At 42.6% G+C, this 14789-nt stretch carries 14 protein-coding genes; 11 read left to right on the top strand and 3 right to left on the bottom strand.

The annotated features are described in order from the left end of the window. Nucleotides 1-523 precede the first annotated feature (523 nt). From AB6E08_RS11040 to AB6E08_RS11005, 8 genes are all read left to right on the top strand, one after another. Nucleotides 524-1228 (top strand): response regulator transcription factor, encoded by a 705-nt coding sequence (locus AB6E08_RS11040; protein ID WP_009845984.1) that lies wholly within the window; start codon nucleotides 524-526, stop codon nucleotides 1226-1228. 36 nt (nucleotides 1229-1264) lie between these two features. After that, nucleotides 1265-2584, top strand: a complete 1320-nt coding sequence (locus tag AB6E08_RS11035; RefSeq protein ID WP_372064090.1) for an ATP-binding protein — start codon at nucleotides 1265-1267, stop codon at nucleotides 2582-2584. A gap of 123 nt (nucleotides 2585-2707) precedes the next feature. Further along, nucleotides 2708-3004, top strand: coding sequence for a Bor family protein (locus tag AB6E08_RS11030; protein ID WP_017097222.1), 297 nt, complete (start codon nucleotides 2708-2710; stop codon nucleotides 3002-3004). A 617-nt stretch (nucleotides 3005-3621) separates the two neighbouring features. Next, on the top strand, nucleotides 3622-4197 hold the full coding sequence (locus AB6E08_RS11025; protein WP_372064088.1) for a porin family protein: 576 nt from the start codon (nucleotides 3622-3624) through the stop codon (nucleotides 4195-4197). A gap of 232 nt (nucleotides 4198-4429) precedes the next feature. Beyond that, nucleotides 4430-6052 (top strand): phosphoethanolamine transferase, encoded by a 1623-nt coding sequence (locus tag AB6E08_RS11020; RefSeq protein WP_371708117.1) that lies wholly within the window; start codon nucleotides 4430-4432, stop codon nucleotides 6050-6052. A gap of 325 nt (nucleotides 6053-6377) precedes the next feature. Beyond that, the gene (locus AB6E08_RS11015) at nucleotides 6378-7313 is read left to right on the top strand and encodes a CorA family divalent cation transporter (protein WP_371694815.1); all 936 of its coding nucleotides are present in this window, start codon (nucleotides 6378-6380) and stop codon (nucleotides 7311-7313) included. After that, nucleotides 7313-7858 (top strand): mechanosensitive ion channel family protein, encoded by a 546-nt coding sequence (locus tag AB6E08_RS11010; protein WP_009845990.1) that lies wholly within the window; start codon nucleotides 7313-7315, stop codon nucleotides 7856-7858. The genes AB6E08_RS11015 and AB6E08_RS11010 overlap by 1 nt, the downstream gene beginning before the upstream one ends. A gap of 199 nt (nucleotides 7859-8057) precedes the next feature. Beyond that, nucleotides 8058-8690, top strand: coding sequence for a triacylglycerol lipase (locus AB6E08_RS11005; protein WP_009845991.1), 633 nt, complete (start codon nucleotides 8058-8060; stop codon nucleotides 8688-8690). A 150-nt stretch (nucleotides 8691-8840) separates the two neighbouring features. Here AB6E08_RS11005 and AB6E08_RS11000 read toward each other — a convergent pair whose 3' ends face one another. Further along, nucleotides 8841-9815 (bottom strand): arginine deiminase-related protein, encoded by a 975-nt coding sequence (locus tag AB6E08_RS11000; RefSeq protein ID WP_009845992.1) that lies wholly within the window; start codon nucleotides 9813-9815, stop codon nucleotides 8841-8843. Between the two features lie 564 nt (nucleotides 9816-10379). Between AB6E08_RS11000 and AB6E08_RS10995 the strand changes: the two genes are divergently transcribed. Both AB6E08_RS10995 and AB6E08_RS10990 read left to right on the top strand, forming a co-directional pair. After that, nucleotides 10380-12230 carry an ABC transporter ATP-binding protein gene (locus tag AB6E08_RS10995; protein ID WP_371708119.1) on the top strand — a complete coding sequence of 617 codons (1851 nt, stop codon included), beginning with the start codon at nucleotides 10380-10382 and terminating at the stop codon, nucleotides 12228-12230. Nucleotides 12231-12527: 297 nt separating this feature from the next. Next, nucleotides 12528-13232 carry a DUF445 family protein gene (locus AB6E08_RS10990; protein ID WP_135383534.1) on the top strand — a complete coding sequence of 235 codons (705 nt, stop codon included), beginning with the start codon at nucleotides 12528-12530 and terminating at the stop codon, nucleotides 13230-13232. Between the two features lie 109 nt (nucleotides 13233-13341). Here the strand turns inward: AB6E08_RS10990 and AB6E08_RS10985 are convergent, their stop codons facing one another. Next, nucleotides 13342-13830, bottom strand: coding sequence for an Lrp/AsnC family transcriptional regulator (locus AB6E08_RS10985; protein ID WP_009845995.1), 489 nt, complete (start codon nucleotides 13828-13830; stop codon nucleotides 13342-13344). A gap of 279 nt (nucleotides 13831-14109) precedes the next feature. On the opposite strand from AB6E08_RS10985, the gene AB6E08_RS10980 reads away from it, so the two are divergent. Then, nucleotides 14110-14280: a hypothetical protein gene (locus tag AB6E08_RS10980; protein WP_009845996.1), complete on the top strand. Its 171-nt coding sequence runs from the start codon at nucleotides 14110-14112 to the stop codon at nucleotides 14278-14280. A 62-nt stretch (nucleotides 14281-14342) separates the two neighbouring features. Here AB6E08_RS10980 and AB6E08_RS10975 read toward each other — a convergent pair whose 3' ends face one another. Continuing rightward, nucleotides 14343-14513, bottom strand: a complete 171-nt coding sequence (locus tag AB6E08_RS10975; RefSeq protein WP_017097212.1) for a hypothetical protein — start codon at nucleotides 14511-14513, stop codon at nucleotides 14343-14345. Between the last annotated feature and the right edge of the window lie 276 nt (nucleotides 14514-14789).

Raw genomic sequence — 14789 nt, 5'->3', positions numbered from 1 at the left:
AAGAGAAGCTGCTTAGTAAACAAGCGAATGATGACAACTACCTTGAAAAACGCCGAGGGTGTCACGAAGTACAAGGCTTCTATTTCGCAAAACCAATGCCACTAGACGATTTTGTTCTGTTTGCCAAAAATCATAACTCGGAACTCATAAATACGCATGCTTAGGTTCAAACCGTAGGCCTTAATTTTTGACTTAAAATCCAATTAAGTTCCAACCAGCCATGAAACCTCTTTAAAAAGATGCTTCATGGCTGCCTCTTCTGTTATTAAACTAAAAACTCGACATTAAGAGCTCTCATTTCCGGCCTTCTTCGCCAACAGACTAAAACACCACTTTTAACCTGCTGAAAAACCCTGCAAAAATTACAAATCGACATTGAACTAGCATGGAAAGTGTTTAATCATTCACATCAGGAATTTCTTCGTGACGCATTTGTGATGAATATGCAACAGTAGGAGCTGCCAAAATTAAACGCACTCACGTAATTTCAATAAATTAAACGCACAACAAGGCTGATAACGGAATGACAAAACCTAAAATGATCATCGTTGAAGACGATTTAAAACTTCAGCAAATGCTAAAGGATTACTTTGTAGCACAAGACTTTGAGGTCACCGCGTTAGACGATGGCAGTGATGCTGTGCAAACCATCCTTGACGATCAACCTGATATCGTGTTGTTGGATTTAATGCTTCCTGTAACCGATGGGCTGACAATTTGCCGACAGACTCGTACGCTTTTTAAGGGTAAAATTTTAATGCTCACCGCCAGCGATGATGATTTTGATCACGTTGCAGGTTTAGAGACAGGTGCTGATGACTATGTCACCAAGCCAATCAAACCAAGAGTTCTACTGGCAAGGGTCCGCTCGCTATTACGCCGTCAAGAAACCAATACACCTCTGGTTGATGATTCAAGTAGCCTTCAGTTTGGTCAACTTACGCTGAAAAACACCTATAAAAAGTGCGAGCTTTCAGATGTAGTTTTATCACTGACAGACAGTGAATTTGACCTACTTTGGCTGTTAGCATCCAACCCTGATACTCCACTGTCACGTGATTATTTAACTCAAACGCTGCGTGGGATCGAGTACGACGGGATCGACCGGACGATTGACAACAAAGTAGTACGTTTGCGAAAAATACTTGGTGACGACAAAGCACCAGCAGAGAAAATTCAAACCATTCGCGGAAAAGGTTACTTATTTGTTTCGACCGCCTGGCATTAACCGCGCTCAGTACGGGCGCAATGAAAGAGAGCGATTATGCGACGTATCTATTTGGAGTCCCTACTAGGGCTGTTAACTTGCTTTATTGTTGGTCTTCTCGCCTACGAAATTTGTGTCTATCAGCTCAATACCGACTATGAATATATATTGCAAGATTACGAAGCAACGGCCCACCAACAGCTCCTAGAAAACATAGCGAATAATCAGGGCCTCGAAGCCGCTCATCAAGCCATAAATCAGTTTGTTGACACCTCCCGCTATACCCTCGTCACATTCAAATCGAATGATGAAGTACCGACTCCAGTTTCTGAGTTCTTTACTGCTAACCCCAACGTATTTATTTTTCACGACGACTATCGGGAGTTATGGTTTCGCTTAGCTAACAGTAAAAACATCTATCATTACCTGCCCAACGACGACACGCTCGTTCGACAAAAAATAGAGCTCGAAGATGACCTCATTTGGGTATTCTTTATCGCGAGCTTCATCGTATATGGCCTGGGTCATCTGTTGATTATTTTCCGCAGAGTTAAGAAGCTTGAAAATGCCACATTACGCTTCTCTGAAGGCGACCTCTCTTCGCGAGCTGAAACATCAGGCGGCAGTGCAATTGGAACTCTGAATAAATCCTTTAATCTGATGGCCGACCGAATCCATAGCTTAATCGAGAGTAATCGTTCACTTACCAATGCGGTAGCTCATGAACTGCGAACTCCAATATTCAGAATTCAATGGCAGGCTGAAATGCTCAAAGACACGCTACTCAACAAAGAACAGCAAGATACTATCGAGAGCATTGTTGAAGACACAGAAGAGATGGAAAAAATGGTCGATGAGCTACTATATTACGCAAAACTCGACAGTTGTGATCTAGATAACTTACTACAGCCATTAGAGATAAGAGACTTTCTCGATCACGCAATGAGCCGTTGGAACAAAGAGACTGAGTTTAGTATTGATCTATCACTACCAGAACAACCTCATTTGATATTAGCGGATGATACGCTGCTCAATCGCGCGTTAGATAACCTAGTACGTAACGCGATGAAATTCGCACGCTCACAAATTTCGATAGAAGCAAGCGTGCACCACGATATGCTACAAATCGCCGTGCATGACGACGGTGACGGCGTAGCAAAAGAGCACCGTTCTCGCCTATTCGAACCTTTTTATGTTGGAGATAAAGCGCGTAACAAAGCCAAGAGTGGCCATGGTCTAGGGCTTTCTATCGTCAAGAAGATCTGTGTTCAACACGGTGCAACAGTGCAAGTTGCACAAAGCAACACTTTAAAGGGCGCCGTATTCACTATAGCCTTTCCACTGTGTAACGATTCGACTGACAAACCCATACAGTAACGACCAATCATCTCTGGAATAATGTTCAACATCAACCGAAGGGGGCTAGATATCCCCCTTCAAAACCAACAACACTCGTTCACCCTTACTAACGTGAGCTGAATTTTATCTCTGGAGAAACACATGAAAAAATTAATGATCATCGCGGCACTATCGCTAGTAGCAACAGGTTGCGCTCAACAAACTTTCGTAATGGCCCCTCAAGAGAGCGAAGCAACAGCACCAACAACTGAAAAGTCACACCACTTTTTCATCAACGGTCTAGCGCAGAAAAAGCAAATTGATGCAGCTAAAGTATGTAACGGTATCGACAACGTTGCCAAAGTTGAAGTTCAAGAGACATTCGTGAATGGTTTACTAGCAGCCGTGACTTTTGGTATTTATACACCACGAGAAGCACGCGTTTACTGCAAAGCTTAACTCGTCGTTATTTGTCCACGAACCAACTGACGACACCAAAAGTTTGGTCTTGGAAGCTTCTACCTGACATTCAATACTTTCGCTGGTGCTCAAGGACTGAGCATAGAATACCATCATATTGACTGTAAATACGGGGCTGGTGCTAACATCTCCCCGTTTATTCCTCCTAAAATGCAAACATGCAATATCTCATCCCACTCAAAGCCTCATCCAAGTCCACAACCACCAAACCTGTGTTTGCTCGGTTTAACATCCAACTCTCCTTGTCATGATTAGAATCAGCGTACTGCTTTGCTTTCAACAAACACCGAAATAAATACTACAATAGAACAAACACAATGTTTATTATGCTTTATTTTTCAATTAGTTAGACAAACCTGACATCACTCCAACCTTAAAAAACATCGTTTTATTTAGCAAATTTAACCTTTTGTCAATATGTGAATTTTATTTATAAAGAATATAACCAACAAATATGACCTTACCTCTTGATAAATCAAGGGCTACAGATAGTCACTTTATCAATGAAAAAATAGGTTTCATTTGTGAGGGTTTTATAAATCATTCGTCAGCGATACCGTGACTTACATCACAGGATGAGTAAACAAGGTATTATCATGAAAAAATCAGTATTAGCACTCGGCTTAATCGGTTTAGTTTCACTTCCAACTTTTGCAGCAAGCACAGATGGTGGCGCGTATGTAGGTGGTGGACTTAGTGTCTACCAAGATTCTGACACAGACGGTCACGGTAGCTTAGATTCAGATGGCATGGGCTACAACCTATACGGCGGCTACCAATTCAACCGTATCGTAGGTGTTGAACTTGGCTACACAGATTACGCAAACTACAAAAATAGCGCTGAAAAGCTGTCTCCGACGTCTGTTTCTTTGTCAGCAAATCTTGGTTACACATTCGACAACACAATCCGCCCATTCGTATTGGCTGGTTTAAGCTCTGTTGACCTAAACGCAAATAAGAGTGCTGGTTACGCTGATGACAGCGGTACGGGTTTCCACTTTGGTGTAGGTGTTGAATACACGCCAATCGAACACCTAACGCTACGCTTAATCTCGCAAGCGGATGCAGTAAGCGTAGACGACACGGTCCAATTTAGGAACTCTCAGATATCAGCTGGTGACCACACGCTTGCCTTCAACAGCATTAGCTTCGGTGGCTCATACAACTTCTAATGTGATTGAACCAAATAAAATAAGCTGAACATACTAATTCACTTTGCTGTTCCACCTTGTCATGAAGGTCTCTCAGTAAAGTGAATTTTTTGTATCTACACACTTTAGCGTCATTTCACTTTAGCCAGTTTATCGCTCAGCGCCTTCTATTTGAGCTTTATGCAATGATATTAGAGCTTTCTTGGTAGCGAGACTAAAATAAAGGGATAAGTGACACAGGAAGACAATACCTATGAATCTACCACGCTTAAACATGTCGATAAACAAGCTGCCCTTTGTGTTGGCTGTGTATTATCTGCTTATCATCAACATCCCTCTCTCCCTAGAACTGTTTAGTATTGTTCAGGCATCAAAGTCTGAAAGTGTCGCGTTTCTTATATCCATCCCGCTCTTCTTCCTTGCTGCTTTTAATTTCATCTTCCAAGTCTTTAATTGGCCGATATTCTCCAAACCGTTTTTCATCTTATTACTGATCACCTCAACCTTAGTCAGCTACAGCATGTTCAATTACGGCATATTCGTCGACTACGGGATGATAGAGAATGTGTTTGAGACCAATAGTGGTGAAGCAGCAAGCTATGTAAGTACCCACTCCATCTTATGGTTACTTGCCATGGGCGGTATTCCATCGATCATCCTGTTGTTTACCAAACTTGAAAAAGAATCTTGGAAAGATTTCTTTGTCTGGAAATCGATTGGGCTGCTCTCTTCCTTGATCGTCATTGCCATTATTGCCGGGCTTTTCTACAAAGATTACGTATCGATTGGTCGTAATCATTCGCACATCAAAAAGATGATCATCCCGACCGAGTATGTGTCATCAACGGTTAAATATATCAATAACACCTACATAAAACAGCCCATCCCTTATCAAGAGTTAGGGTTAGATGCGAAGCAAACAGCACAAGCCAAAGCGGCAACCAAACCAACATTATTAGTGTTTGTTCTTGGTGAAACCGCACGCGTGTACAACTACCAATATCATGGCTATGAGAGAGAAACCAACGCTCATACCAAGCCTTACAACCCGATATTTTTCTCTGATGTTCAGTCGTGCGGAACAGCCACCGCGGTTTCTGTGCCATGTATGTTCTCGAACATGAATCGCAGCAACTACGATCGCGACAAAGCCTACAACCAAGATAACGTGGTCGACATGATGAACCGCGCGGGCATTCACTCTATCTGGCGAGAGCATGATGGGGGAGACAAGACGGTCGCACACCGAATCAAAGAGATGACGCTCGTCGCAAAGGACAGCGATCCATTCTGTAATAACGACGTATGCTACGACACAGCTATGCTAGAGAACTTCGAACAAGATACTCAAGAACTCAAGCAAGATAGCATCATTTTCTATCATATTTCGGGGTCTCACGGGCCTACTTACTTTGAACGTTACCCCGACGAACATAAGAAGTTTACGCCAGACTGCGCTCGCGCTGATATTGAAAACTGCACCAAAGAGCAAGTGGTTAACACCTACGACAACACCATCTTGTACACAGATTTCTTTCTCTCACAGGCTATTCAAAAGCTAGAGAAACTCACTGATAAGTACAACGTGGCGCTGATGTACATTTCCGATCATGGTGAATCTTTAGGGGAAAACGGCGTCTACCTACATGGCATGCCTTATTCATTGGCACCGAAAGAGCAAACCCATGTGCCTATGATCGTGTGGATGTCTGATGGTTTTGCCGAGCAGAAAGGGATAAACCAAACCTGCTTGAGAAAGGCAGGCAAAGAACAGAGCTTCTCCCAAGACAATCTGTTTGACTCACTGCTTGGTCTAATGGATGTACAAACTAAAGAATATCGAGAGAACCAAGATATTTTTGCTTCTTGTCGCTAGTGCTTTTGCTTATGTAAACCATCGGAAAACTCAAGTTGCCTGAGCAAGCTCTCCTCAACTTCCCCTAAAAAGAAAAGACCTCGGTCTTTTTTTTTTTCGTCGCTAACATGGAGCCAGAGTGCTAATTTATAACGACGAAACAATGAGCTACATTTAATAGACACAATAATGGAAGAGTCCGTCGTGCTCCAAAGACCAACCTGTCTTATTAGACTTAATCTCACTCACATCGCTCATTGAGCTTACCAAGATTAAGCTCAGTTCAATACGGCACCTGAATGGCGCCTAATATCAATGTTTACGTCATATCATTAAGGACAAATGAATGGACGCTTTCATAATTTCAAGCTGGCAATTTTCTGAGGGTGTGGCACATGAACACACCACCAGCCCAGCCTCATTCGAGCAATCAACTTGGTATCACTGCCAAAGAGATGCTGACGGTTTGAGAGAATGGCTCCACAGTAATACGGTTCCAAATGCCATCATCGATTCATTACTCACCGATGACACCCGCCCTCGGTTCGAACAGTTTGGCCACGACTGTTTTTTGATGATTCTGCGAGGCATTAATCTAAACGAAGGGGCTAACCCTGACGACATGCTTAGCCTACGCATCTTATGGTACAAAGGCACTTTAATATCGACACGTAAAGTTCCTTCAAAAGCGGTCAGTAATCTGATATCTGATCTCATTCAAAACCAAGGCCCTACATCATTACCTGATGTGTTGTTGGGCATGATCCGTGGAATCAACCACAGTATTTCAACCTTCCTAGCACCCGTCGAACTATTAATTGACGAGTTAGAATCTAAATCCAATATCGACATAAGATCCATTAACGCTCTACATTCAAGGCTACTCAGACTAAGGCGTTATTTGAAGCCACAGAAATACGTTTTTGAAGATTTAATGAGTGACCTACCTGCACCATTGAGTAAGCACAACAGTCATATAAAGAACAGCCTTGATACCATCCTGAGAATTAACGAGTCTGTTGAGTTTTACATCGAACAAATTAATGTATTTTTAGCGAGCCTAAGTCAGCAACAAGCTGAAAAAATGAATAGAAATACGTACCTATTTTCTATCATTGCAGGTATTTTCCTCCCTGCTGGGTTTTTCACCGGTTTACTGGGTGTCAATATCGCTGGGATACCCGGAACAGATAACCCAATAGCATTTCCACTATTTTGCATTGGGCTGCTCGTGGTCGTAGCGGCAGAGGTCGTTATTTTGAAAAAATTGAGGTTTATTTAATGGTTGAGTTTTTGCAATCCAATATGTGGCTTAGACAAGTAGTTTTAGGTTTACTTCTTATCACTGTGTATTGGGTGATCAAACGCTTAGGTAAGAACTGGATAGAAACATTAGCGGAAAATAAGCGTGTCGAATTGAAGCGAAAGCAGTTCGTGATTAAGTGTTTCAATATTGTTCTGTTTCTACTCTTCATCGCTGTGTTTACGATTGTTCTTAACTTGGGTTTTGGTGATATTTCGCTGTTCTTATCATCCATATTTGCGGTGCTGGGTGTCGCTTTATTCGCGCAATGGTCCATTCTAAGTAACCTCACAGCCAGCGTACTAATATTTTTTGTCTTCCCTTATCGCATTGGCGACAGAGTAAGAGTCGCGGAGAAAGACGAAGACATCAGCGGTGTGATCATCGATATCACCATGTTCCACGTTATTCTTCGACACAGTTCGGGTAACATTATCACCTACCCCAACAACCTGATTTTACAAAAAGGCGTGATAAAGGTTTTGGTTGAACCTGAAGCAAAAAGTGAAGCTTCAATAAGGTAACAGGCCTAATATGCCAAACAAGTTGGGTTAACGATTGATGTGTATGGAGGAGTGAGATCAGAGTAACCCACTCTTTGTCTATAACGCACATTCTTTCTATAGCGAAGGCTCTGTCTTTTGTGTCCCATTAGCCGCAAGTTTTATTGAGTTTAGATTTGCGACTAAATATACTGGAGACACCATCAGACGGAGGACAAAAATGAATAATAAAAACAAACATATAGTTTTAATTCATGGTCTATATATGCCTGCGTTGATCATGCAATATCTGGATAGAAACTTCAAAAAACGCGGCTTTACAACGCACAAGTTTGCCTACAACTCGCTGCGTTTCCCTTCTGCAGCCAAACGTCTCAATCGTTTCGTGAATGCTCGTTTTAATGAGTATGATGAGGTCTATTTTTTCGGTCACTCACTGGGTGGCTTGCTGATTCGTCATTACTTTAAATTCTACCAACCACACTTCGCCGACACCTGCATTATTACAGCAGGCACTCCGCACAATGGGGCAACCATCGCCAAAACACTGTCTAATCATGGGCTTGGATTTATATTTGGTTCGAGCAAAATGATTTTAAGCGATGGCTTGGGTGACTACGATATTGATGTGCCGATTGGCGTAATTACTGGCACCTACGACGCTGGCGTAGGACGCATTGTATTGGGAAGAAATCCTGGGGATGGCACAGTAACACTCGAAGACGCCAACCTGAGAGGAGCCACTGATACTTACGCCCTCAAACTCAACCACACAGCGCTGGTCTACTCTAAGGAAGTCGTAACACTGTCGGCTCAGTTCATTGAACACAGAGCTTTTAAGGACGCTTCATAGCTTTTTTCAGTAGCTTTGCGCGTTGACTCCTGTATCGAGCTCTTGTTCTCTTATTTGTGATAGATAAAAACAAAAATACCACTCTGCGATAAGAGTGGTATTCGAAGATCCATTGCTGGAAATGAGCGCTTGCTATACTTTCTATACTTGCTACAGACGATTCACTCGGGTTGGTAAGAACACCTCGCCCAACATGCATCGCACCGAACCACCGCCGATGTCTTCGATCGTTTTCACGTTAAATGGTAGTAGCTTACCGTGTGTCGAAAGCTGAGCTAACTGAGCTGGAGAAAACGCATCATAAGCCGATTGAGACATCGCGATCACCTTGTCGCCATTCACAGTTTCAAGCTGAAGGATGTTGCCACAAAAACGATTCATCTGATCGATTGAGATAGAGATAACTTGCTTGTCTTTGGCAAGAGACTTCACAACAAAGCGGCGCTCAAACTCTGGGATCACTTCATCACAGATCACGCAGAAATTATCGCCAATCGCCATCATCACATTGGTATGGTAAATCGGTTGACCAGACGGTAATGCCGTTTGGAACGAGACCACGCGAGAATAGCCAATGCGCTTCGCGTAATCTTCCAATACTTCGCGGTCACAACGTTGTGAAAGCGCAGCATAAATGGTCTTGTTGATATGGTCGATCACCATCACGCCTGTGCTCTCTAGATAAGAACCTTGAGCAACGTACGACTCCATAGACTCACTGTGATTAACAATGCGACCAGACGCTTCCAACGCTTCAATAAGTGCATTCGGCTTAACTTCATTTTGACGGTTTTCACACGCCATAGGGAAAGTGAATAGGCTTCCATCACTACAAGTACTGAACCAGTTGTTTGGGAACACTGCGTCAGGGGTTTCAACACCCAGTTCCGGATAATCAAACTCTACAACTTGCACACCTTCTTTACGTAGCGAAACCACCATAGCCTTAAACTCGGCCATCGTTTCTAACTTTACCTCAGCTTCAGTCAGATCGACTCTGTGCTGAAACTCGTTATCACGGGCTGTTTCTTCGTTAAATTTAAATTCTTTTGGCGGCACCATAACAACGCAATTTGCGTTTTGAACATTAGTAATATGCAGTGATTTTTTGTGTAGGTTTAACATTTTAACCGTCCCTATCTTTTATTTACCTCAGAATTGTAAACAACTTGTTACGACAAAATTCACTGAAAATCACAATGATTTGAATATTTATCCCAAGTAATTACTGCGAATTTTAGATTAGTCGGTAATTTTTACTGCAAGATAACAGCACATCAGAAAGAACCAACTGTATGCATATTCGTTAAAGAATTTACTGGATAAATATTCTCATTTCATTTTTCAACTCCACACGAGTTTTGATTACAATTCAATCCATTTAACGTTAGGATTATCACCGTTGCATAACCATCAATTACGTTTGAAATAAGCTTAACTTTTCCTGCCTAATTCAATCTAAAATTAGCTTCATGAAAGACACTCTTTGGAAGTGTTCTGTGTCGCTTAAACTAAGCACTTACATAAGAACTAAACAAAAATCCATCGAATGGCTTAATACTTATAAGAACGCGTTGGCACTTATATAATTTCAAACTAAAACTGAAAAATTCAAATCAAGACTATAAAAACAAAGCTGCACATCGAGTGCTCTAGCTCAAAGATGCAGTAGCTTATAAAGGGAAAACTATGTACAAGAAATTTGAAGGCTTTACTGAAGCCTTTCCAAAGGGAGAGCCGATACAACCTCCTACTGGAATACTGGCATTTTGCCGCCATTACACACGAGGTTTTGAAAAGCCGTTGATCTTGCTCGGATTGATGAGCATGACCATCGCGATCATCGAAGTTGCGCTGTTCGGTTACATGGGTCAACTGGTTGACTGGCTATCAACCAGCAACCCGGACACTTTCTTAGCAGACAACGAGTCGACACTGATGGGGCTCGGCGTTCTGCTGTTGGTCGTGATGCCAATCTTGATCAGTGTTTATTCGCTATTGCTTCACCAAACTTTGCTAGGCAACTATCCAATGTCGATTCGTTGGTTAGCTCACCGCTACCTTTTGAAGCAAAGTTTGTCGTTCTATCAAGATGACTTTGCCGGACGTGTCGCGACCAAAGTGATGCAAACCTCGCTCGCGGTACGTGAAACCGTGACCAAAATGGTCGATGTGTTTGTCTATGTGACGGTTTACTTCACGGCGATGCTATTCATGCTTGCAGAATCAGATTGGCGCTTAATGGCTCCAATGTTGATTTGGTTGTTCATTTACGTCGGCATTCAACTGCACTTCGTACCAAAGCTGAAAGACGTGTCTTCAGAACAGGCGGATGCACGCTCGTTGATGACGGGTCGCATTGTGGATAGCTACACCAATATCGCAACGGTCAAACTGTTCTCACACAGCAAAAGAGAAACCGAGTACGCTGAAGAAGGGATGGAAGGCTTTCTAGACACAGTCCATCGCCAAATGCGCTTGGTTACTGGCTTCAACATCTGCGTTGAATTTGCTAACTATCTATTGGTATTCAGCATTGCCGGTATTTCTATCTACCTATGGCTAGACAACGCGATCACCGTGGGTGCAATTGCGATTGCGGTCAGCTTAGCTCTGCGTATTAACGGCATGTCGAAATGGATCATGTGGGAAATCGGTGGTCTGTTTGAGAACCTAGGTACCGTAATTGACGGCATTAAAACTCTGTCTAAGCCTATCGCTATCGAAGACAAGAAAGACGCAAAGCCTTTGGACGTTCCACAAGGCGGTATCAACTTCGACAACGTGAGCTTTAACTACGGTGAGAATAAGGGTGTGATTAACAACCTAAACCTCAACATCAAACCGGGTGAAAAAGTCGGCTTGGTTGGCCGTTCAGGTGCAGGTAAATCGACCCTAGTTAACTTACTGCTGCGTTTCCACGATGTAGAAAGTGGTCGCATCCTGATTGATGACCAAGTGATCTCAGATGTCACGCAAGATTCACTGCGCAGTAACATCGGCATGGTGACTCAAGATACCTCACTGCTGCACCGTTCGATCAAAGACAACATTCTTTACGGTCGACCAGAAGCATCAGATGAAGAAGTGTATGCCGCAACCAAACAGGCACACGCGCACGAGTTCATCGAAACCCTAACTGACCCGTTTGGCAACGTTGGTTACGATGCTCAAGTGGGTGAACGTGGCGTCAAGCTTTCTGGTGGTCAGCGTCAACGTGTCGCTATCTCACGTGTACTTCTGAAGAATGCTCCGCTGTTGGTTCTAGATGAAGCCACATCAGCACTCGATTCTGAGGTTGAAGCTGCGATACAAGAGAGCTTGATTGAACTAATGGAAGGCAAAACGGTTATAGCGATTGCACACCGTCTATCGACCATTGCCGCAATGGACCGTTTGATCGTACTCGACCAAGGTAATATCGTCGAAGAAGGCACGCACCAAGAGCTGATTACACAAAATGGTATCTACGCTCAATTGTGGAATCACCAGACCGGTGGCTTTATTGGTGATGATCTTGAACAGACAACGAGCGCTTAATTTATATTCCATTTTAAAAGTGCGGCGTAATTCACACCAAAATGTTAATTGGCGGTAAATTACACATGGCAGAATGTTATGTCGTAATCATATAATGACATTAACAGCAATGACGCTTCGCTTGCGCGTTCTGGAATAAGGCTAGACTTCGGGGGGAGGCTAGCCTTTTTTATGTCTGTTATTCTTCGCGTCTTTCTCGTCTGTTTTCATCGGTTCTATAAACTTCGTCGATCCTTTTGTTTTTTTCTTGGCATTTTTTTCTTAAAATGCGCGCAGTATTCTTTTTAGAGATCAACCATGAACAAAAGTGTCTTAACTAACGTTATTGCGTTAGCGCTGCTTGCTGGCGGCTATGTGACAGCAAACCAATACTTACTTTACGCAGGCTTATTCGCCTTTTCTGGTGCCATCACCAACTGGCTTGCGATTCACATGTTGTTCGAGAAAGTACCCGGCCTATACGGTTCTGGTGTTATTCCAGCACGCTTTGAAGAGTTCAAGGCAGCCATCAAGCAATTGATGATGGAACAGTTCTTTACTGAAAGTAACATCGACCGTTTTCTTAGTAGTGAGATGACAGGAAAGTCACTCAACCTAGAGCCTGTGATCAAGAAGATCGACTTTAACCCTGCATTCGAATCGCTGGTGCATGTTATCGAAAACTCACAGTTTGGTGGCATGTTGGCGATGGTTGGTGGTACAGAAGCACTGCAGCCAATGAAGGCGCCATTTGTTGAGAAGATGCAAGAGTCTGTGATTGAAATCAGCAAGAGCGATTCGGTAAAAAATGCTATCAAGGATGAACTTGAATCGCCTGCAATGATGGATGAAATTAAAGAGAACATTGAGGCGATCATCGATCAGCGCTTGAATGAACTGACTCCAAAACTGGTTAAAGAGATGGTTCAGACCATGATCAAGAAACACCTTGGTTGGTTGGTCGTTTGGGGTGGGGTATTCGGCGGTGTGATTGGTTTAATCTCTGCCGCAATTACGCTGTAAGGCGGAGAAGTTTATCCGATTGCTCTTTATCTGACGTTCAACAAAAATGGAAGCTTATTGGCTTCCATTTTTTATATCTAAATAACCTTGGTAAGGCGAAAGCAGGTCACTATTTTATGGTGGCCAACAACTCAGGGTTAACACCAAAGCCCTTCTTGTGTTCTTCAATCACCACTTCGCTGCGTGTCTGAATCACACCTGGCAGGGTACCCAATTTCGTTGCCATAAACGCTTGGTACGCCTTCATGTCTTTTACTCGAACCTTGATCATGGTGTCAAAATCCCCCGACAGCGAATAGCACTCTTCGACTTCAGGCATCGTTTCAACCGCTTGGGCAAATTTATCAAAAATTGAAAAACTGGTTTGATCGAGGCGAATATGGATAAACACTTGGACATCGAGCCCCAACTTTTCTGAACAAAGCTCAGCATGATAACCAGTGATGTAGCCCACTTTTTCCAATCGCTTCAACCTATCAGAGCAAGGTGAAGTTGTTAGGTTGACCTGTTTCGCTAGTTCAACAACGGGCAAACGGCCTTTCATATGCAGAATTCTTAGTATCTCTTTATCGATACGATCGAGTTGATGCTGAGACATAATATTCCTTAAACATTCTAGATTGCGCTCAGTATATTCCATACTAAGAGCAATCGAAGAAAACCTTGCTCACACATTTAGAAAACTAAATAGACCATTCCTATTCACGTTAAATATGAAACCGAACAGAGCGATAACAACCCTTATAAATCAAACTCCAGTTATTAACAAATTATTATAGAAATGACCCGATTAACAAATAAGTTGAGCCAGAAACGAAAGAAAGGATATAGGCCAAAGTGAATAATAGAATTCTCAAAGAGAAAGGATGACTCTATTATGAAAACGCAAGAACTCGCATATAAACCTTACGGAATCGGTTCATGGACACACGTAACGGTATCAAAAGATGTTGCCCAAGCACTCGCAAGTGAATACTCAAACTATGGCTGGGAAGTTAAGATTGATGGTAATGTCGTCGAGGCAGAACCTTCACTAAAAGCGGCATAAAAAACGAAAAAACCTCCATCAGGGAGGTTTTTAAATCTAAGTTAGTAAGCACTTACTACAATCTAAGCCAGACCAACTTGGGGAACTGCAGTTCCTGTTTCACAACGACAGTTACACGTTCGACAGAAGTGCTGAGTTTCCATGTCGTAGTACAGGTTTCCACTAAATAGCTTTGACGTCCATTGCATCATACGGCCAGAGGTTGTCTCAGGCTCAGATTCACAACGTTTCATTATAGACTTATGTAGTGTTGTTTTTTTACATCCTTTGCAATAGAGATCAGGCATACCTTTGTCCTATAGGTCTTTAGTGGTTACTGATAATTGACACATGATGTCCAATTCAGTGTAATAATTCACCGAGCTAATAACAAAAGTGAGCGCCAAGTTCAAAAAATAGCCATTTTATCGGTTATTTTTTGACATCAAGCGCTATGAAAAGCCTTTATCTTCTATTTATTTCCCTTCTATCATTTGGTTTCGATTTACATTGTAAACCTCATAACAGCC

It is taken from the genome of Vibrio sp. 10N.247.310.24 (assembly GCF_041467175.1).
In the GTDB taxonomy this organism is placed as follows: domain Bacteria; phylum Pseudomonadota; class Gammaproteobacteria; order Enterobacterales; family Vibrionaceae; genus Vibrio; species Vibrio tasmaniensis_A.
The sequence above is the reverse complement of the archived record's forward strand: the minus strand, read 5'-3'. Positions and strand labels throughout refer to the sequence as shown.

Bases quoted from the DNA above. Each gene is read 5' to 3' on its own strand.
- AB6E08_RS11040 (WP_009845984.1), top strand. From the start codon at position 524: ATGACAAAACCTAAAATGATCATCGTTGAAGACGATTTAAAACTTCAG.
- AB6E08_RS11035 (WP_372064090.1), top strand. From the start codon at position 1,265: ATGCGACGTATCTATTTGGAGTCCCTACTAGGGCTGTTAACTTGCTTT.
- AB6E08_RS11030 (WP_017097222.1), top strand. From the start codon at position 2,708: ATGAAAAAATTAATGATCATCGCGGCACTATCGCTAGTAGCAACAGGT.
- AB6E08_RS11025 (WP_372064088.1), top strand. From the start codon at position 3,622: ATGAAAAAATCAGTATTAGCACTCGGCTTAATCGGTTTAGTTTCACTT.
- AB6E08_RS11020 (WP_371708117.1), top strand. From the start codon at position 4,430: ATGAATCTACCACGCTTAAACATGTCGATAAACAAGCTGCCCTTTGTG.
- AB6E08_RS11015 (WP_371694815.1), top strand. From the start codon at position 6,378: ATGGACGCTTTCATAATTTCAAGCTGGCAATTTTCTGAGGGTGTGGCA.
- AB6E08_RS11010 (WP_009845990.1), top strand. From the start codon at position 7,313: ATGGTTGAGTTTTTGCAATCCAATATGTGGCTTAGACAAGTAGTTTTA.
- AB6E08_RS11005 (WP_009845991.1), top strand. From the start codon at position 8,058: ATGAATAATAAAAACAAACATATAGTTTTAATTCATGGTCTATATATG.
- AB6E08_RS11000 (WP_009845992.1), bottom strand. From the start codon at position 9,815: ATGTTAAACCTACACAAAAAATCACTGCATATTACTAATGTTCAAAAC.
- AB6E08_RS10995 (WP_371708119.1), top strand. From the start codon at position 10,380: ATGTACAAGAAATTTGAAGGCTTTACTGAAGCCTTTCCAAAGGGAGAG.
- AB6E08_RS10990 (WP_135383534.1), top strand. From the start codon at position 12,528: ATGAACAAAAGTGTCTTAACTAACGTTATTGCGTTAGCGCTGCTTGCT.
- AB6E08_RS10985 (WP_009845995.1), bottom strand. From the start codon at position 13,830: ATGTCTCAGCATCAACTCGATCGTATCGATAAAGAGATACTAAGAATT.
- AB6E08_RS10980 (WP_009845996.1), top strand. From the start codon at position 14,110: ATGAAAACGCAAGAACTCGCATATAAACCTTACGGAATCGGTTCATGG.
- AB6E08_RS10975 (WP_017097212.1), bottom strand. From the start codon at position 14,513: ATGAAACGTTGTGAATCTGAGCCTGAGACAACCTCTGGCCGTATGATG.